This is a genomic window from Erwinia endophytica, assembly GCF_009295515.1.
Classification (GTDB): Bacteria; Pseudomonadota; Gammaproteobacteria; order Enterobacterales; family Enterobacteriaceae; genus Erwinia; species Erwinia endophytica.
Genome location: NZ_RQVV01000003.1, coordinates 74,479 through 92,251, shown reverse-complemented (window position 1 = coordinate 92,251; position 17,773 = coordinate 74,479). Strand labels below are relative to the sequence as shown.

The window sequence follows — 17,773 nt, the reverse complement described above, 5'->3', positions numbered from 1 at the left end:
GAAACCTTACAACCGTCAACACGCTGCATTATTTTGGCTATAATGGGCAATGATCTCACCGGCAACCGCCACCGCGATTTCCGCCGGTAATTTTCCCTTCACATCCGGCAACCCGATCGGGCAACGCATGGTATCCAGTCGCTGGCGGCTGAACCCTTTCCCTTCAAGGCGGTACTCAAAGCGCTGCCGTTTGGTCCGGGAGCCGATCAGACCAAAATAGTGGTAGTCTCCGCGGCGCAAAATTTTCTCGCACAATTCCAGATCTCGCGGATGATGGTGAGTCATCACCACATAATAGCTTTGCGGCGGCATCAAGCCGATTTGCTCCGCAGGGTCTTCCAGACAGCAGACTGTCACGCCTGTCGGCACGCTGTGGAACTGCTCCGATCGTTCATCTACCCAATATATGTGACAGGGTAACGTAGACAACAAATTGACCAACGCCTGACCGACATGCCCGGCGCCAAAAACCACAATGTGCGGCTGTTGCTGCAACAGTGGCTCAAACAGCACGGTGGTGACCCCACCACAGCACTGTCCCAGCCTGGCGCCAAGATTGAAATGCTCGGTTTTTGGCTGGCTGTGGCGCACTTTCAGCATCTCCCTGGCCGTCGCGATACAGTTGAATTCCAGGTGTCCGCCGCCGATGGTCAGGAAAGACTGATCGCTCGTTACCACCATTTTGCTGCCCCGGTCACGTGGTACCGAGCCTTTTTCATCCAGCACCGTCAGCAATACGCAGGGCTCACGTTTTTCCCGTAATGCGGCCAGAATCGAAATCCACTCATCAGCGTTCATCACTCACCTCTGCCCGCATTTTTGCTGCTCCCCAAAACACCCTTTCTGGCGTAGCGGGTGCATCAAGTAACGGGTGCTGCTGATAATTACTGATGCTGGAGATGGCGTCCTGTAATGCGCACCATACTGAAATCCCCAGCATAAACGGCGGCTCACCCACAGCTTTCGAATGGAATACGGTGTCTTTCGGGTTTTTACGGTTCTCAACCAGCCTGACGTTTAAATCCGTCGGCACATCACCAATGGCCGGAATTTTGTAACCGGCGGGACCATCGGTCATTAAACGCCCCTGCGCATTCCACACCAGTTCCTCACTGGTTAACCAGCCAACCCCTTGAACAAAGCCCCCTTCAACCTGGCCGATATCAATGGCTGGATTAAGCGAGGCGCCCACATCATGCAAAATATCCGTCCGCAGCAGACGATATTCCCCCGTCAGGGTATCGATAATGACTTCTGCACACGCCGCGCCATAGGCATAGTAATAAAATGGGGTTCCCCGCCCGGCCTGCCGATCGTAATGGATCCCCGGTACTTTATAGTATCCGGTGGCCGAGAGCGGAACCTGATTCAGCCAGGCCATTTGTGCCACCTCCGGGAAGGTAAAATACCGCGCCTGCACTTTGACGACGCCATTGCTGAAGCTCACCTCTGCCGGCGTACAATGGTGTAATCGACAAAGCATTGCTGTCAGCCTGTCCCGCAGAATTTCCGCGGCATTCTGCGCCGCTTTACCATTAAGATCAGCGCCGCTGGAGGCCGCTGTCGGTGAGGTGTTCGGAACTTTTCCGGTATCCGTCGCGGTAATCTGAATCTGATCCACCTCGATTTGCAACACGTCCGCCACCACCTGAGCCACTTTGGTATGCAGCCCTTGCCCCATCTCCGTACCGCCATGATTTAACTGCACCGTACCATCGGTATATATCAGCAGCAGCGCCCCCGCCTGATTAAGAAAACTGGACGTAAAAGAAATACCAAACTTCACCGGTGTAAGGGCCAGACCTCGCTTGAGATAAGAATTGCGCTGGTTAAAGGTGCGAATCTCTTGTCGTCGGGCGGCATATTCACTGCTTTTCTCCAATTCGGCGGTCATTTCATCCAGCAGGTTATCTTCTACCTGCTGATAGTAATGGGTGATATTACGGCTCTCTTTGCCATAGTAATTACGTTTGCGTACCTCCAGAGGATCGAGCTGCAAATGCCTGGCGATATGTTCGATGATTTGTTCAATCGCCACCATGCCCTGCGGGCCGCCGAAACCGCGATACGCGGTGTTAGACGCGATATTGGTCCGGCAACGATAGCCGGTAATCGTCGCATCGCCGAGGTAATAGGCGTTATCCGCGTGAAACATCGCCCGGTCAACAATCGAACCAGAAAGATCCAACGAGTAACCACAATTTCCCGCCAGATCGATCTTCACACCGCAGAAGCGCCCCTGCTGATCGACCCCCACATCATAACGGACATAAAACGGATGGCGCTTGCCAGTGATCCGCATATCATCCCGGCGAGAGAGGCGCATCTTTGCCGGACGGTTAGTCATCTGTGCCGCGACGGCACACAGGCAGGCAATCCCGGCGGCTTGCGTCTCTTTTCCGCCAAAACCGCCGCCCATGCGCCGCATATCAATGGTGACTTTGTTCATGGTTATCCCCATAACGGAGGCCACCAGTTTCTGGACTTCTGTCGGATTCTGGGTGGAGGAAAATACCTGCAGCGACTGATCTTCGCCAGGGATAACCAATGCCACCTGAGTTTCCAGATAGAAATGCTCCTGTCCCCCAATGTGGAACGCCCCTTGCAACCGGTGGGCAGCCCGCGTCAGAGCTTCATCGGCATTGCCGCGTTGATGAACATGCGGCTGCTGCACAAAACTCTGCTTTTCCAGCGCGTCTTTAACATCGAGAATCGGCGTCAACACCTCGTATTCAATCACCGCGGCCTCTGCGGCAAGGCGGGCGGCCTGCGGGGTTTCGGCGGCAACCACCAGCACCATCTGTCCGGCATAATTCACTACGTCTTTCGCCATCAGCGGGTCCCCCGGCTCCAGTGGACCAATATCCAGTTCTCCTGGTACCGACTGCCAGGTCAGCACCTTAACCACGCCAGGAATGGCATAGCAAGGTGCCACATTGATACTGCGAATACGGGCATGCGCATGCTCACTCAACCGTGGGCAAAGGTGCAACATTCCTGGCAGTTCCAGCCGATCATCAATGTAGACCGCCTCACCGGAAACATGCTTCTCCGCACTTTCATGTTTGTGACTTTTCCCCGGGCCGCTCTGTATACCAGCCTGATATTGTTTGGCGATCACCTCTTCCGCTACCACCGGACGGTTATGAGACATAGCGTGATACCTCCAGCACATTCAGTCCATCAGTCAGCGAAGCGTGATAGCGACGCAGCAGGTTTTTTGCCACCTGCAAACGGTAATCCGCACTGGCGCGAAAGTCGCTCAGCGGACTGAAATCCTGCTCAAGCGCAGCGCAGGCTTGTTCAACCGAACTTGTCGTCAGTGGTTTACCCAGTAATTGCCGCTCACACTGCGTTGCCCGTTTGGGAATTTCCGCCATGCCACCGAAAGCGACACGCGCCTCAGTCACTCTCCCCGAACTGTCTGTCTCCAGCAGAAAAGCGGCAAATACCGCAGAGATATCATCTTCCCGTCGTTTGGAGACTTTCCATGCCTGAAAATTTTGTGACAATGTCACTTTTGGTATAATGATAGCACGAATAAACTCGCGCTCCTGCAACGCAGTCTGGCGATAAGAGATGAAAAAATCAGCCAGCGGCAGACGGCGTACCGTCGATCCTTTTTGCAACGCCACTGTCGCATTCAGCGCCAGCAGCATCGGTGGGGTGTCGCCAATCGGTGAACCATTGGCGATATTCCCACCCAGTGTGCCCTGATTGCGTATCTGCAACGAGGCAAAGCGCTCAAGGATGTGGGCAAATGGGGGAATATGCTCGCTCAGCAACCGGTAGCAATGCTGTAATGATACGCCCGCCCCCAGCACGATTTCCGTCTCGTTCACCTGGCAGATTTTCAATTCATCAATCTGTTGCAGCGCAACAATCAGTGGCAGCGTGCGGTATTGCTGCGTGACCTGCAGCGCCAAATCGGTTCCCCCCGCCAAGAGTTTCGCGTCAGGATACTCATCCAGCAATGCCACAAGCTGAGAGGTGGTTTTAGGTAGCAGACAACGATGGCCATTGAACGAGATTTCCTGAATCTGGTCATTTTGCAGGTCCATGAGGCGTTTTACTGTCAGCGCCTCCTGCTGCTGAAAAATGTCCTGTTGCGAATGCTCACAGGCCTGCCGGGCGGCATCCACAATAGGACGGTAGCCTGTACAACGACAGAGATTCCCGGCCAGCGCCTGTTCAGCGTCTTTATGTTGCCAGCCACGACTGTTTTTTTGCAGCGTAAAAAGCGACATCACAAAACCAGGCGTACAAAAACCGCACTGAGAAGCATGGCAATCAACCATGGCCTGCTGCACGGGATGCAACTGCCCTCCCTGTTTTAAATCTTCGACCGTAATCAGTTGCTTACCCTGTAAGTTACTGACAAACGTCATGCAGCTATTCGCGGTTTCGTAAACCATTTTCCCCTGTTCAACGCGGCCCAGCGTCACCGTACAAGCGCCACAATCGCCCGATGCACACCCTTCTTTACTGCCGCAACGATGTTGATGCTGACGCAGGTAGTTAAGGACCGTCAGATTGGGATCGATCGCCTGCACACTGATCAGGGTTTGGTTAAGTAAGAACTGGATCATGCGGCTTGCTCCTCATGATTTAACGACCAGCGGCATTGCCCGTTGACCCAGGTGCTGGCGATATTGCGGTCATCACCCAGCGTCATCAGTACAAACAGCTTTTCCCAGATATCACCGCTGCTGGCATAGCGCATCCTTTGCAGGGCGGAAACCATGGGATCCAGCACCACAAAATCGGCTTCTTTGCCTGGCATAAAATTGCCAATGCGATCATGCAGATCCAGCGCCTGGGCTCCCCCCAACGTCGCATGGTAGAACGCCTCACAGGCCGCCAGCTTATAATGCTGCAACTGCCCCACCTTATAAGCCTCACCCAGCGTTTTCAGCATATTGAAGGTGGTTCCGGCCCCCACATCCGTGCCGATCCCCAATCTCACCCTCTTCTTCCAGCAGGTTTTCAGATTAAATAAACCGCTCCCTAAAAACAGGTTTGACGTCGGACAAAACGCCACCGCCGAATCGGTGTGATGCAGACAGTCCCACTCCTTATCTTCCAGATGGAGGCAATGCGCAAAGACGCTGCGACGGCCGGTGAGCTGGTACTGGTGATAGACGTCAAGATAACCTTCATGGTCGGGGAACAACGCTTTAACCCACGCCACTTCCTGCGGATTCTCACTCAAATGAGTATGCAGCCAGATATCCGGATATTCCTTTTTTAGTTGACAGACTCTGGCCAACAATTCCGGCGAAGACGTCGGAGCAAAGCGCGGCGTCAAGGCATAGCTCAGGCGGCCCCGATTGTGCCAACGCTCAATCAGTTCACGCGTTTGCTGATAACTTTGCTCTGGCGTTTCGGTCAGCGTATCCGGCGCATTGCGATCCATCATCACCTTACCGGCGATCAGACGCATGTTGAGTGTCTCCGCCGCGCTGAACAGCGCCTCCACCGACTGAGGGTGAACCGTCCCGAAGACTAACGCGGTGGTGGTACCGTTACTCAATAATTGTTGCAGAAAGAAAGACGACATCTTTGCCGCATGTTGCGGACAGTGATACTGGCTTTCAACCGGAAAGGTATACTGTTGCAGCCATTCCAGTAGTTGTTCACCAAAAGCGCCGATCATTTCCGTTTGCGGATAGTGAATATGGGTATCAACAAAACCCGGTATGATCAATTTACCGCGATAGTCAGTCACCATGCGCTCATCCGCCAACTGGTGTCGCCCCTCTTGCCAGGTTTGCAGCGAGACAATATTGCCGCCATCAAGCAGCAGTAGCCCGTCTTCTATATAACGTGCGCATTGCGGTAACTGCTCAGGAGTGGTGACTGTCGAGGTGAGGTCAAAGAAGCTGCCCCGAATAGCCTGAGTTACTGACACTGACATAGGAATTCCTTGTGAGAGTCTGCGGCTCTCTGAATATTATTGCAGGTGTTATCTCACTCATACTTCACCTTGCCAGTGCATTGTTCTCGTCCCTGTGGGACTGATACAAACACGGTTCAAAAACCGTCTCGACGTTTTTATCCTGCAAGGCGAAGTCGGTAAGGAATAATGGTTACTTAAAGCAATAGCAATAGTTATGCCAGCTGGCAAGGTGACAATTAAATTATTAAATTCAATTAGTTAAAACAAAAATAGTGGCAATGCTCTTTTATTCTGCATGCAATCGTATGCGCAACCGTTCGCTATGGTTGGCAAACGATTGCTTTCGATTAATAGCACGGCTGATATTAAAAACAACGCTGATACCAGCGCTTTTACGCACTATCAGTAAGCAACTGGCCCCCTGCACGCACCATCGTTGTGCATAATTTCTTATCATTCTTCACCATTCGCGCCTTACCAGTCCGCAGGGGAAATGATATGGTGATGTACCCCAAAATGTGTTGAGGAACAGTGAGATGATTATATTTGTTACTGGCGCTACCGCTGGCTTTGGCGAGAGTATCGCTCGCCGTTTTATCGCTGAAGGCCATAAAGTGATTGCCACCGGTCGCCGTCAGGAGCGCCTGCAAACGCTGAAAGACCAACTGGGTGATAACCTTTATACGCTGCAGTTGGATGTCCGCAACCGTGCCGGTATTGAAGAGGCGCTGGCCAGCCTACCCGCTGACTGGCGTAATATTGATGTGTTGGTCAACAACGCCGGCCTGGCGCTGGGCCTTGAACCCGCCCACAAAGCCAGTCTTGATGACTGGGAAGCGATGATCGACACTAACAACAAAGGACTGGTGTATATGACTCGCGCCGTATTGCCCGCCATGGTGGAACGCAACCGTGGTCATATCATCAATATTGGTTCCACTGCGGGTAACTGGCCATATGCAGGCGGCAACGTTTATGGCGCGACGAAAGCCTTCGTACGGCAATTCAGTCTTAATCTGCGTACCGATCTGCACGGTACCGCATTGCGCGTCACCAATATTGAGCCGGGTCTGGTTGGCGGAACAGAATTCTCCAATGTACGCTTCAAGGGGGATGGGGCTAAAGCCGACAGCGTGTATGACGGCACCGATCCGTTGACAGCTGAAGATGTCACCGAAGCCGTGTTCTGGGTGGCGACGCTGCCGAAACACGTCAATATCAACACGCTGGAAATGATGCCGGTAAGCCAAACGCTGGCGGGCCTTAAAGTGCATAAAAATAACTAACTTATGGTGGCGGACTTCATGTTCGCCACCATAATGTTATCCGGCTGAATGGCATCCCCTCCCTGCCACAGATTGGTTGTACCTTACCGCATCCGTTCGCGGGTCGCGGGTCGCCTTCCAGTATTACCTCCACGCTGTACTTACCGTGCCATGACCAACCACAATGGATTGGCTTTTCAGGCTCAAACCCGCCCCCATCCCGCCACGATAATCAACATCCCGCAAAATGCCACCGCGGCGCCCAGCCAGTCATAGTGGCTCAGCCTGACGCCATCGACAAAACGCAGCCACAGCAACGCCGTCACCACATACACGCCACCGTATGCCGCGTAAACGCGTCCGCTTGCTGTGGGATGCAAAGTCAGCAACCAGACAAACAAAGCCAGACTCGCCGCCGCCGGCAGCAACAACAGCACAGACGCGCCCTTTCTCAACCATAGCCAGGGAAGGAAACAGCCAATAATTTCCGCCAGCGCGGTCAGGAAAAAAAGCAAGATTGTTTTAAGAAGCATAGAAACATCTCTGAAAATCTAAACGATAGCACTGGCTTGACTGCGAGCCACGATAACCTAATGATATACTACTCGTTATAGCCGTCGCAGCACCTTTTCAGCCTGTGAACGGGAAACAAAGGAACCGATGATGAAAATGACAATGAAGAAGAAGCTTCGCGCCGCGGCGTTGCCACTGGTGTTGTTTGGTACTCTGTTTGGCATCCAACACAGTGTTCAGGCCAAAACGGACACTCTGGTTATTCAGGGCGGCGATAATGCGATGAGCAATGAACAAGCGCGTCAGCAGAAGCAGCAATGGGATCAAACTCAGCGCCTGCGTAACAAAGAAAATCTGCGTAATGAAAAAGACTTCGACAAGTACGATAAAGCTACCGATACTCGTGATGCTTGTGAGAAAAGTCTGAACACTAACGCTTATTGGGAAGCCAATACCCTGCGTTGCCTTGATCGCCGTACTGGCAGACCTATAGCGCCTTAATAACATATTGCTGCTATAGTTATCGCCAGTTTCATACAAAAGGAAAGGATGATGAAAAGGTTGAAGTGGATGTTAACTGCACTGATTATTGCTACTCCGCTGGCAGTACAGGCATCATGTGAAACCGTCAAGGCGGAGATTAATCAGAAAATTATCAAAAATGGTGTACCCGCTTCCGGTTTTTCACTGGATATTGTACCCGATGATCAGGCCGATCAGGCTGGTGGTCAGGTCGTGGGGCACTGCGAGAATGATACGCAGAAGATTGTCTACAAACGTAACGGCAGTGACAGTGATGCCCCTGCACCTGCCAGTGCCGGCACCTCGCAGGACGCACCGTCATCTTAAGTTAAACTCAGCAGTCACCAAAAGGGGTTGCTCAGGCAGCCCCTTTTTACGTTTTGTCGCGAAAACCGCAACACCGGTGGCGTTAGCGACTCCCCCTTCAGGAATGGGAGATTCGATTGCAAGACAAGAAAACAATGGCTGATTATCAAACAGGTACGCCACCGGCTGAAGATGCCTAAAGGTATGACGTGAATACGGCGGGAACGTCGCGATTTCTTGATCAGTCCTTCCCTATCACGCCCAAATCCAGATACTTTGTCAGATCCCGCGTTTCCGCTTTTGGAAGATAAGGTAATTCTCCCAGTAACGGAGCTGGAATATTGTTGCTCAGGACCGTGATAATCTCGGCATAATGCGCCAACCCTGGGTTAATCCGGTTAGCCACCCACCCCAACAGAGGCAATCCATCGCTGATAATCGCCTGTGCCGTTAACAATGCATGGCTGATACAGCCCTGCTTAATCCCAACCACCATCACCACCGGCAGCTTTTCTTCCACCACCCAGCAGGACAGCGGACGCATATCATTCATCAGGCTGCGCCAACCGCCGGTTCCTTCCACCACCACATGATCCATCTGTTCACACAACGAGTGCAGACCCTGACTTAAAGTACGGTAATCGATGATGGCATCACGGCTGGTGCTAATCTCATCATCCAGCAGCGTGACAGGATTGATGGCAGCATAGGGAAGTCCGGGCGAGGAAGAAGACTGCAGGACCAGCGCATCTTCATTGCGCAGACCGGCTTCAGTTTGCTGGCTGCCTTTTGCGACGGGCTTGTATCCCGCCACACGCTTATTCCCTGTGGACAATTTTTGCAGCAGCGCATGGCTGACCACTGTTTTACCCACGCCTGTATCGGTGCCAGTGACAAATAAATGCTTCAATATGCTGCTTTCCACAATCCACTCCCGACACAAAATAATAAGTAATAATTAACATTTTCAGAAGGGGCATTTTAGGATAAGGGCCTGAAAAGAGGCTTGCGTTAGCGCAATTTTTTTAGCATTAGCGTTAGCGTTAAGACATCAGCCTTGCAACAATTTCACCAATAACGAGCCGTTATACAGCGCATCTTTCACCAGCGCAGCACCAGGCATAGTACCCTGATTATGAAACCAGGTGGATTGGACTTCAATTTCGGCGCTGTACGCCGGGAACGACTGACGACGAATACAGTCAGAAATGGCTGGATGTAAAATGACCTTTGCACGGTTCAGAGGCGAACCAATCAAGATCTTTTGCGGATTAAATAGATTAACCATAATGGCCAAAATGCGGCCCACGCTGTGGCCGACATCAATAATAATATCTTTTGCCAATTGATCGCCCGCCAGCGCCGCATCACACAATGTTTCAGTGGTCAGCGGCTGGTTATGCAGTTGTGAACTCAGTGAGCCCAACATCCGTTTAGCCGCCATTTCCAGCACGCTCGCTGTGCTGGCGACGGTTTCCAGACAGCCATGATTACCGCAGTAGCACTGTTTGCCGCAAGGATCGACCTGGGTATGGCCCATTTCCACCAACGCGCTGCTACCGCTGTGTAACAGGCGACCACCAGTGATAACCCCGGCCCCGACGTGATGATCGATAACAACCTGAATGACATCACTGGTATCCTGCGATGCACCAAACAGTGCTTCCGCCAGGGTCCAGGCGCAGACATCATGTTGAATATAGATTGGCAAGCCGGTACGTTTTTCCAGCGCCGGCCCGAGTTGCATATCATTGACATGATAAAAAGGCATTCGCTGCACAATACCCCGTGCCGTATCCAAAATACCCGGCAGGGTGATGGCGATCGCGGTTAGTCGCTCCAGTTTCTTCTGGTGGCGAATAAAAAAACTATCGATCTCAGTAATGATGCGGACAAGGAGGGGCTGAGTGGCGTCAACCGGTAACGGCAACGTTTCTTCCACCACCAGCAGACTACTTAAATCTCTCAGCGCAAGTGTAATGTCGCCGTTGCCGATACGGGCCGACAGATAGTGCCAGGCGACAGTATCGAGGATCAGCCCAATAGCCGGGCGCCCACGACTACCGGGTTCCTGAAATTCCGTTTCCTGTACCAGATGCGCCTCCAGCATTTCCCGCACAATCTTGGTGATGCTGGCTGGCGCTAACTGAGCCTTACGGGCCAGTTCGATACGCGAGATGGGACCAAACCGATCAATTAGCCGATAAACCGCACCTGCATTAGTCTGCTTAATCTGGTCGATATGGCCTGGTTGACTGTCCGTTATCACGCCCTGTACTCACTTATTTTCGCGCTGCAAAATAAAACCGTCCAGTCATGGTGAAACACTTCCCTGAGTGCGTCAAATATTTGATTAGGAATGTGATTTACCGCACATAAATAGCAATTAAAATCCATTTAACGTTCACGACAGCGTTTTCAGCATCAGATTTTTCATATGCTTCATCGCCGCGCTGGCCTCACGCTGCTTTGACCAGACTAACCAAACTTCGGACCAGGCATCCTGTTCCTGTAGTGGGATCCAGTTGACTTCCTCCAGGCGGGCACGACGAAAAGATGCAGGCAAAATCGAGACCCCCATACCGGTAGCGACGAGCCCCAGTATGGTCATCGCTTCTCCTGCTTCCTGGGTTATTGCCGGGTGTATCGCGTAACGTTGTAACAAGGCCATTGTTTCCGAATACAACGCAGTGCCTACCTGTGGGTCGAAAAACACCAGAGGCTCTCCGTCCAAATCCCTCACCGAAATCATGTCACGCCCCGCCAGTCGGTGCGCCCGATGCACCACCGCAAACAAAGGCTCACGCAACATCAACTGATGGTCCAGCGTCTCAGACAACGGTGTATTTCGCATCACGCCCAGATCCAGCCTTCCCTCATTCAGCGGTGCGATCTGCTGGCGCGTATTGATTTCCTGCATCCGTATATGTACGCCAGGATAACGCTGGCGGAAGGTAAACAGCGCATCAGAAACCGTGCTAATAAAAGGTGCTGAAGACGTGAACCCTATCCGCAGCTCGCCTTCATCTCCCCGATGCAGCCTTGCGGCTTTGTCAGCGGCAGAGGAAACGTTTTGCATAATCTGCCGGGCATCCGTCAGAAACTGCATACCGGCGGCCGTCAGTTGCACATTGCGGTTGGTGCGGGCAAACAATCGGGCACCGATCTGCTGCTCCAGGTTCTGGATTTGCTGGCTCAGCGGGGGTTGAGAAATATTCAACCGTTGGGCGGCCCGGCCAAAATGCAACTCTTCCGCAACAGCAATGAAGTAGCGCAGGTGACGCAGTTCGATATTCATACTTTAAACATATCATTCGAGATTATTAATAGATTAGACATCATATTAATCGCTCATTACAGTTAAGAGAATGATTTATCATCTCTTCAAAGGATTTGCAGTGAATCGTTCCTCGCAAGCCGCCTCACTGGATGACAGTGTCAGACACCCCCCAGCCCTCTCGACGGGCAATGAATACATTAAACGCGGCACACCGCAATTCATGCGGGTTACTCTGGCCCTGTTTTCCGCCGGTCTGGCCACTTTTGCCCTGCTCTATTGCGTACAACCTGTTTTGCCGGTGCTCTCTCAGGAATTCGGCGTTTCTCCCGCCACCAGCAGTCTTTCGTTGTCTATTTCTACCGGCTTACTGGCGCTTGGCCTGCTGGTAACCGGCCCGTTGTCTGATGCCATTGGGCGGAAATCAGTGATGGTTACCGCCCTGCTTCTGGCAGCATGCTGCACGTTGCTGTCAGCCACGATGACCAGTTGGCATGGCATTCTGCTCATGCGGGCGCTGACCGGACTGGCGCTAAGCGGGGTTGCGGCGGTGGGAATGACCTATCTTAGTGAGGAAATTCACCCCAGCATGGTTGCTTTTTCGATGGGGCTATATATCAGTGGTAACTCAATTGGTGGCATGAGCGGACGTTTAGTCACCGGTGTGATCACTGATTTCAGTTCCTGGCGCGTGGCCATTGCCATCATTGGCTGTTTCGCCCTGGCCTCGGCGCTGATGTTCTGGAAAATATTACCGCCTTCACGCCATTTCCGCCCTATTCCGCTGAAACCACACACCCTGCTGATTAATTTTCGCCTGCACTGGCGCGACAGCGGCTTACCACTGCTGTTTGCCGAGGGGTTTTTATTGATGGGGGCTTTTGTCACCCTGTTTAACTACATTGGTTATCGCTTACTGGCACCGCCCTGGTCGCTGAGCCAGGCCACCGTCGGCCTGTTATCGGTGGTGTATCTGACGGGGTCATGGAGCTCGCCAAAGGCAGGCGCGATGACCGCAAAATATGGTCGCGCCACGGTATTGCTGTTTTCGACGGCAACAATGGCGACTGGCGTACTGATTACCCTGTTCAGTTCAATCGGGTTGATCCTGTTGGGGATGCTCCTGTTCACTGCGGGTTTTTTCGCTGCGCACGCGGTGGCAAGCGGTTGGATTGGCCCCCGAGCCCGTCGAGCCAAAGGGCAGGCCTCCTCACTCTATTTATTCAGCTACTATCTGGGATCGAGCCTGGCGGGTACGCTGGGTGGCGTCTTCTGGCACCATTTTGGCTGGCATGGCATCACTGCCTTTATCGCCACATTATTGGCGCTCGCGCTGTTGGTAGGGATTCGACTCAGGAATAAACAGCTGTAAACAGCAAACTGCGTCAATCACATTGCGCGCCAGCAATAACGCAAGACGGACGCTAACGGGTTACGTTTTTTAGTAACCCGAGTGTCTTTATCACTGAGAATATTTACCCGCGCTTTATTTAGTACGGTTAGCGTAGCGCTTGCGCAGCTTCTGCAATTTCGGTGGGATAACGGCCAGACAGTAACGGTTTTCCTGCCCGTCACCTTCCCAGTAGTTCTGATGATAATCCTCAGCCGGATACCATTCGCCTGTCTCAATAGTGGTCACAATCGGGGAGCTGTGCTCGGCCTGAGCGCGGGCGATTGCCGCTTCCGCTTCGGCCCTCTGTACCTCATCAAGCGGAAAAATCGCCGAACGGTACTGCGTACCAATATCGTCACCCTGACGATTCAACTGAGTGGGATCATGCGTGGCAAAGCTGATATCAAGCAGCTCGCCGTAGCTGATTTTCTCCGGATCAAAACCCAGGCGAATCGCTTCTGCGTGGCCGGTTTCACCAGTACAAACCTGACGATAAGTCGGATTTGGCAGATGCCCACCGATATAACCACTCTCTACCGATTCCACGCCGTGAATTTGTTTGAAAACGGCCTCCGTACACCAGAAGCAGCCTCCGGCGATGATTGCATACTCAATTGTCACGGTTAACTCCTTTTTTATCTGTGCCGACCGGTACTCAGATACCCAGTTGGCTTAATGTGGGCCATTGCAGCATAAGTGTATCAATAATGCTATCCAGATCGGCGCGACTCGCCCCTTCACGGGCACGTACCGACATCCCCTGCAGCAAACAGACAAGGTAGTCACAGAGTGCGTCAATATTGGTTTGTGAATTCAGTTCACCACTTTGCTGCCTTGTCAGCAGAAACCTTTTCAGATCGTCTTTCTGGCTGGTATGACAATCACGCAGCATATCCGCGACATCAGTTGACTCCGCAGACAACACCGTTGAAGTACAGATAAAGAAGCAGCCCGCCGGTTTGCTGCAATCGGTATAACTGGCCGCCGTCAAGCGGAAATAGCGTTCAACGCCCTTCGCCACACAGCTTTCCGGGCATACCAGCGCGGCCTTACGCTGGTCAGCGTACTGTTCAATATAGCGTTCAACCGCCGCCCGGAACATGCCCTCTTTATTAGTAAATTCCGCATACAACGTGGGGGCCTTGGCACCCGTGGCTTCGACCAGATCGGACAATGACGTGGCTTCATAGCCATGACGCCAAAAGAGCTCCAGTGCTTTATCTAATGCCGCGTCCCGATCAAACGTTTTTGGTCGTCCCCGACCTTTACGCGTGCAGATGTCCTGGTCAGTCATCGTTCCTCACTTACCGGCTACTGCGCTGGCGAATAAATTATCAATCATTATAAAAAAATCTTCACGCAACTGTCGAGCCCCTTCTACACCGTCTGCCTCAACTTACTTGTCAGATAACATTTTCGTCGACATGAAGTGTGACTTCCTGCTGGGGGAGGTAAAAATAAATTGTTATTTATCAAAGCAATAACAATTAAACTAACGATCGATAATAAAATATAATTGACGCCTTTTCCGTTCAGGAATAACATTTAATTATCGATCATTAATTAATAATGATGCCGATTTGAAATCTACCGAATACCAAGAGAGAACGCACCATGAACAGCACCAAAATGATCCTGCTCGCGATGGCACTGTCCACCGTTTCCTTTAGCGGTTTGGCCGCTGAGGGGGTCGATAGCCCCCCCACTCAGCAACAAGAAGTCGGCGTTGTCTCCGCCAGTGGCTCAGACTTATCAACGCTGGAATCACATCTGGCGGCAAAAGCCGATGCCGCAGGGGCAAAATCATTTCGCATTACCTCGACCAGCGGCAACAACTGCATGCATGGTACCGCGGTCATTTATCAGTAAGGCCGTTTGAGCTTTGCTGGCAGAAACCCAATTTAAAAATTAGAGGTATTATCATGAAAAACATCAAATTATATGGAGCTGCAATGATTTTAGGTTGCCTTTCTTTTGCCAGCCTGGCAGCCGAACAGGTTGACGAAGCCCCCGCCAGTCAGCAGAAAATTGGCGTGATCAGCGCAACCGGTAGCAGCAATCTGACCTCGCTGGAGAATCAACTCTCAGTAAAGGCCGATCGGGCGGGCGCGAAATCTTTCTGCATCACTTCGACCTCTGGTCAGAACAACCTGCATGGCACCGCTATCATTTATAAATAATCGCCCGCCTGCCGCCAGAGTTAGCCTGCTGGCGGCGTTCTTTTCCCGTCTGTCGCTATAACTCAGTGGTGGTCACGGTGCTTCATCTGACGAGCCGCCATTGAATTCGTCACCCACTTCGCCAACGCCGGACCGGTTATCAACACCAGCAGAAAACGGCCAGTTTGCATCGACATCACAAACGAAATATCCACCTTGCTGGAAGAGGCGATAATCGCGACCGAATCAGCCCCGCCAGGACTGGTGGCCAGATAAGCCGTCAGTGGATCGATACCGGCATAATGCACCAACATAAAAGCGAAACCACCACAGATGGCGACCAGGCTAAATATCGACAATAGTAAACGCGGTAACGCCTTTGCGGCATACAACAGAATCTCGCGATTAAACCGCAGGCCAATATTCCAGCCAATGATGGCATAGGACGCCATCAGCAATACTGGCGGTAATTCGAGCTTCAACAGATGCGTATCTTGCACGATCATGCCGCATACCAGTGAAATTAATAATGGCCCCGCAGGAATACGCAGATAACGGCTGGTCATCACACCAGCAATAATTAATACCAGCGTCGCGCCAAAAGGCCCCCAGGCGATCGGCTGGATAATATTGAAAACAGCAGGCGTGGATGCCGTCGATGGCGGTGCCCAGAATTGCGCAACCAGCGTGGCGGTAATCGCCACAATCACGACCCGCAAATATTGCATAAAAGCCACCAGCCGGACATCTGCCCCATAGCTTTCCGCCATTAACGTCATTGCCGATGCAGCGCCAGGCGATGACCCCCAAATGGCGGTGGATCCTGGCAACACCTGATAGTGGGTTAGCAGCCAACCGAGAAAAGTACTGGCAATAATGGCTGAAAGCACACAGGCAATAAACAGCGGCCAGTTCTTTGCCATCTCAATAAATACCGAAGACGGAATGGCTCTGGCAATCATACAGCCGACCACACCTTGCGCCAGATAAAACCAATGCCGATGAATGGTGACGGGCTTATCTCTGGCGGCAAAAACTATCGCCGCAACCATGGGCCCCAGCAACAACGCAGCGGGTAAATGCAGACTTTCCAGGAGAGCAACCGCCACGCCCGAAAACACGATCAGCCAGAACCAGCGCGAGGGAGACGTTTTCATCATGGACTCCAATAATAAATTAAGCGTCAGCACGGCAAGCTAATAGCCCTACCGTTTCCCGGGAAGCGTTGCCAGTTCACACCGACTGCGTCGCCCGCCCTGTGCTGCAATCGGCATCGGTAATCAGGCGATTGTGCATGATAATCCGCCCACAAAAAAGAAGATGGTTATCCTGACATAAGCCCCAGAAAACGACAAAGACTTGCTGTATATCGTCTCTCTCCTTTGCTGTTGCTCGTCATACGGTTAATCATCTTATGAACGGCGACAGACAGGATGGCATGTATATGGAAGATGCCCTGCTCTCAGTTTTTTTAATAAATATCGGCTCTTAAACCAGACAGATAACACTAACCTGGCGGTTTGATTCAATAATTAAAGAATAGGGGCTCATCCATGGAAATTATCTGTTGAGGGTTGCACTCAGGCTACACGCGCGTCTGTTACCGTGTGCTTTAAGGCGTAAGACTATTCTCAAGAATGTAAATAATATCCCTCTTTCCCTGGGATATTTGCAAAAAATACGAAAAAGCGGGTACACAAAGAGATATTTCTTGAATAAGGTATTTTTAACTGACAAATTTATCTGTACACTGATCCCTGAACGATACACTGATTAAATTTAAACCACCCAATGCTACGGATTCCCTTATGAGCGAAACTCTGAAAGTATTAAATAACATTCGAACCCTTCGCGCACAGGCTCGTGAAGTTTCTTTAACCGAACTTGAAGAGATGCTGGAAAAGCTCGAAGTGGTTGTCAACGAACGTCGAGAAGCAGAAGCCGCTATCGCTTCCGAGCTCAAGGAAAAAGAAGAGAAGTTGGCGAAATACCGCCAGATGCTACTGGATGACGGCATTGATTTAAGCGAATTGACTGCTATTGATAATTCTTCCGGTAAATCTCGCTCCAAACGTGCACCTCGTCCGGCTAAATATCAGTACACCGACGAAAACGGCGAAATCAAATCATGGACGGGGCAAGGCCGGACGCCAGCAGTGATTAAACAAGCCCTGGAACAGGGTAAAAAACTGGAAGATTTCCTGATTTAATCTTCCGCCACGCTGGTGATCACCTTCAGCGTGGCCGTTTTTTTTCCATAAATTCTCTTTTAGATGTGCCCTTCCACTGTTCGGCTATCACCAGTAACGCTTGCTTATCGTCCGTATTTTCGGGCCTCTTGCTTTTAATAAAATCCAGAAATATGAAGGGTATAGCCCCTCTCTGGCACGACCCGAATTACAAATAACACGCCCCAGCAGACTTCATTACCTCTGAGCT

At 51.8% G+C, this 17,773-nt stretch carries 18 protein-coding genes; 7 read left to right on the top strand and 11 right to left on the bottom strand.

Annotated features, from left to right (window positions below; translation table 11 throughout):
- Nucleotides 1-15: 15 nt before the first annotated feature.
- Genes xdhC through guaD form a run of 4 tightly spaced genes read right to left on the bottom strand, consistent with a single transcriptional unit; the run spans nt 16 to nt 5,917 of the window.
- Nucleotides 16-798, bottom strand: coding sequence for a xanthine dehydrogenase accessory protein XdhC (gene xdhC / locus EH228_RS00640; RefSeq protein ID WP_152319771.1), 783 nt, complete (start codon nt 796-798; stop codon nt 16-18).
- The gene (gene xdhB, locus EH228_RS00635; protein WP_152319770.1) at nt 788-3,154 is read right to left on the bottom strand and encodes a xanthine dehydrogenase molybdopterin binding subunit; all 2,367 of its coding nucleotides are present in this window, start codon (nt 3,152-3,154) and stop codon (nt 788-790) included. Before xdhB ends, xdhC begins: the two co-directional genes overlap by 11 nt.
- Nucleotides 3,144-4,589: a xanthine dehydrogenase small subunit gene (gene xdhA / locus EH228_RS00630; protein WP_152319769.1), complete on the bottom strand. Its 1,446-nt coding sequence runs from the start codon at nt 4,587-4,589 to the stop codon at nt 3,144-3,146. The genes xdhB and xdhA overlap by 11 nt, the downstream gene beginning before the upstream one ends.
- On the bottom strand, nt 4,586-5,917 hold the full coding sequence (guaD, locus tag EH228_RS00625) for a guanine deaminase (protein ID WP_152319768.1): 1,332 nt from the start codon (nt 5,915-5,917) through the stop codon (nt 4,586-4,588). The genes xdhA and guaD overlap by 4 nt, the downstream gene beginning before the upstream one ends.
- A gap of 518 nt (nt 5,918-6,435) precedes the next feature.
- Here guaD and ydfG point away from each other — a divergent pair.
- Nucleotides 6,436-7,185, top strand: a complete 750-nt coding sequence (gene ydfG / locus EH228_RS00620) for a bifunctional NADP-dependent 3-hydroxy acid dehydrogenase/3-hydroxypropionate dehydrogenase YdfG (RefSeq protein ID WP_152319767.1) — start codon at nt 6,436-6,438, stop codon at nt 7,183-7,185.
- Between the two features lie 182 nt (nt 7,186-7,367).
- On the opposite strand, the gene EH228_RS00615 is transcribed toward ydfG, so the two are convergent.
- Complete coding sequence (locus EH228_RS00615; protein ID WP_152319766.1) at nt 7,368-7,697, bottom strand: YnfA family protein; 330 nt, start codon at nt 7,695-7,697, stop codon at nt 7,368-7,370.
- Nucleotides 7,698-7,827: 130 nt separating this feature from the next.
- Here EH228_RS00615 and EH228_RS00610 point away from each other — a divergent pair, with 130 nt between their 5' ends.
- Together EH228_RS00610 and EH228_RS00605 are read left to right on the top strand one after the other, a co-directional pair.
- The gene (locus EH228_RS00610; protein WP_152319765.1) at nt 7,828-8,178 is read left to right on the top strand and encodes a DUF1283 family protein; all 351 of its coding nucleotides are present in this window, start codon (nt 7,828-7,830) and stop codon (nt 8,176-8,178) included.
- 48 nt (nt 8,179-8,226) lie between these two features.
- On the top strand, nt 8,227-8,526 hold the full coding sequence (locus tag EH228_RS00605; protein ID WP_152319764.1) for a DUF1161 domain-containing protein: 300 nt from the start codon (nt 8,227-8,229) through the stop codon (nt 8,524-8,526).
- 220 nt (nt 8,527-8,746) lie between these two features.
- On the opposite strand, the gene bioD is transcribed toward EH228_RS00605, so the two are convergent.
- The 3 genes from bioD to EH228_RS00590 all read right to left on the bottom strand — a co-directional run bounded on the left by bioD (nt 8,747) and on the right by EH228_RS00590 (nt 11,803).
- The gene (gene bioD, locus EH228_RS00600; RefSeq protein ID WP_152319961.1) at nt 8,747-9,418 is read right to left on the bottom strand and encodes a dethiobiotin synthase; all 672 of its coding nucleotides are present in this window, start codon (nt 9,416-9,418) and stop codon (nt 8,747-8,749) included.
- Between the two features lie 138 nt (nt 9,419-9,556).
- Nucleotides 9,557-10,774: a sugar metabolism global transcriptional regulator Mlc gene (gene mlc, locus EH228_RS00595; RefSeq protein ID WP_152319763.1), complete on the bottom strand. Its 1,218-nt coding sequence runs from the start codon at nt 10,772-10,774 to the stop codon at nt 9,557-9,559.
- A 135-nt stretch (nt 10,775-10,909) separates the two neighbouring features.
- On the bottom strand, nt 10,910-11,803 hold the full coding sequence (locus EH228_RS00590) for a LysR family transcriptional regulator (protein ID WP_152319762.1): 894 nt from the start codon (nt 11,801-11,803) through the stop codon (nt 10,910-10,912).
- A 100-nt stretch (nt 11,804-11,903) separates the two neighbouring features.
- Here EH228_RS00590 and EH228_RS00585 point away from each other — a divergent pair, with 100 nt between their 5' ends.
- Complete coding sequence (locus tag EH228_RS00585; protein WP_152319761.1) at nt 11,904-13,154, top strand: MFS transporter; 1,251 nt, start codon at nt 11,904-11,906, stop codon at nt 13,152-13,154.
- Between the two features lie 114 nt (nt 13,155-13,268).
- Here the strand turns inward: EH228_RS00585 and msrA are convergent, their stop codons facing one another.
- Together msrA and EH228_RS00575 are read right to left on the bottom strand one after the other, a co-directional pair.
- Complete coding sequence (gene msrA / locus EH228_RS00580; RefSeq protein ID WP_152319760.1) at nt 13,269-13,796, bottom strand: peptide-methionine (S)-S-oxide reductase MsrA; 528 nt, start codon at nt 13,794-13,796, stop codon at nt 13,269-13,271.
- 34 nt (nt 13,797-13,830) lie between these two features.
- Complete coding sequence (locus EH228_RS00575) at nt 13,831-14,469, bottom strand: TetR/AcrR family transcriptional regulator (protein ID WP_152319759.1); 639 nt, start codon at nt 14,467-14,469, stop codon at nt 13,831-13,833.
- 320 nt (nt 14,470-14,789) lie between these two features.
- On the opposite strand from EH228_RS00575, the gene bhsA (EH228_RS00570) reads away from it, so the two are divergent.
- Nucleotides 14,790-15,044, top strand: coding sequence for a multiple stress resistance protein BhsA (gene bhsA, locus EH228_RS00570; RefSeq protein WP_152319758.1), 255 nt, complete (start codon nt 14,790-14,792; stop codon nt 15,042-15,044).
- A 53-nt stretch (nt 15,045-15,097) separates the two neighbouring features.
- Entirely contained in the window at nt 15,098-15,355 is a 258-nt protein-coding gene (gene bhsA, locus EH228_RS00565; protein WP_152319757.1) for a multiple stress resistance protein BhsA, read from the top strand.
- Nucleotides 15,356-15,417: 62 nt separating this feature from the next.
- On the opposite strand, the gene EH228_RS00560 is transcribed toward bhsA (EH228_RS00565), so the two are convergent.
- Nucleotides 15,418-16,491 (bottom strand): AbrB family transcriptional regulator, encoded by a 1,074-nt coding sequence (locus EH228_RS00560; protein ID WP_240116201.1) that lies wholly within the window; start codon nt 16,489-16,491, stop codon nt 15,418-15,420.
- A 651-nt stretch (nt 16,492-17,142) separates the two neighbouring features.
- On the opposite strand from EH228_RS00560, the gene EH228_RS00555 reads away from it, so the two are divergent.
- A complete protein-coding gene (locus tag EH228_RS00555) occupies nt 17,143-17,544 on the top strand; it encodes an H-NS family histone-like protein (protein ID WP_152319755.1) in 402 nt (133 codons plus the stop codon).
- Nucleotides 17,545-17,773: the final 229 nt, after the last annotated feature.

Bases quoted from the DNA above. Each gene is read 5' to 3' on its own strand.
- xdhC (WP_152319771.1), bottom strand. From the start codon at position 798: ATGAACGCTGATGAGTGGATTTCGATTCTGGCCGCATTACGGGAAAAA.
- xdhB (WP_152319770.1), bottom strand. From the start codon at position 3,154: ATGTCTCATAACCGTCCGGTGGTAGCGGAAGAGGTGATCGCCAAACAA.
- xdhA (WP_152319769.1), bottom strand. From the start codon at position 4,589: ATGATCCAGTTCTTACTTAACCAAACCCTGATCAGTGTGCAGGCGATC.
- guaD (WP_152319768.1), bottom strand. From the start codon at position 5,917: ATGTCAGTGTCAGTAACTCAGGCTATTCGGGGCAGCTTCTTTGACCTC.
- ydfG (WP_152319767.1), top strand. From the start codon at position 6,436: ATGATTATATTTGTTACTGGCGCTACCGCTGGCTTTGGCGAGAGTATC.
- EH228_RS00615 (WP_152319766.1), bottom strand. From the start codon at position 7,697: ATGCTTCTTAAAACAATCTTGCTTTTTTTCCTGACCGCGCTGGCGGAA.
- EH228_RS00610 (WP_152319765.1), top strand. From the start codon at position 7,828: ATGAAAATGACAATGAAGAAGAAGCTTCGCGCCGCGGCGTTGCCACTG.
- EH228_RS00605 (WP_152319764.1), top strand. From the start codon at position 8,227: ATGATGAAAAGGTTGAAGTGGATGTTAACTGCACTGATTATTGCTACT.
- EH228_RS00590 (WP_152319762.1), bottom strand. From the start codon at position 11,803: ATGAATATCGAACTGCGTCACCTGCGCTACTTCATTGCTGTTGCGGAA.
- EH228_RS00575 (WP_152319759.1), bottom strand. From the start codon at position 14,469: ATGACTGACCAGGACATCTGCACGCGTAAAGGTCGGGGACGACCAAAA.
- bhsA (WP_152319758.1), top strand. From the start codon at position 14,790: ATGAACAGCACCAAAATGATCCTGCTCGCGATGGCACTGTCCACCGTT.
- bhsA (WP_152319757.1), top strand. From the start codon at position 15,098: ATGAAAAACATCAAATTATATGGAGCTGCAATGATTTTAGGTTGCCTT.
- EH228_RS00560 (WP_240116201.1), bottom strand. From the start codon at position 16,491: ATGAAAACGTCTCCCTCGCGCTGGTTCTGGCTGATCGTGTTTTCGGGC.
- EH228_RS00555 (WP_152319755.1), top strand. From the start codon at position 17,143: ATGAGCGAAACTCTGAAAGTATTAAATAACATTCGAACCCTTCGCGCA.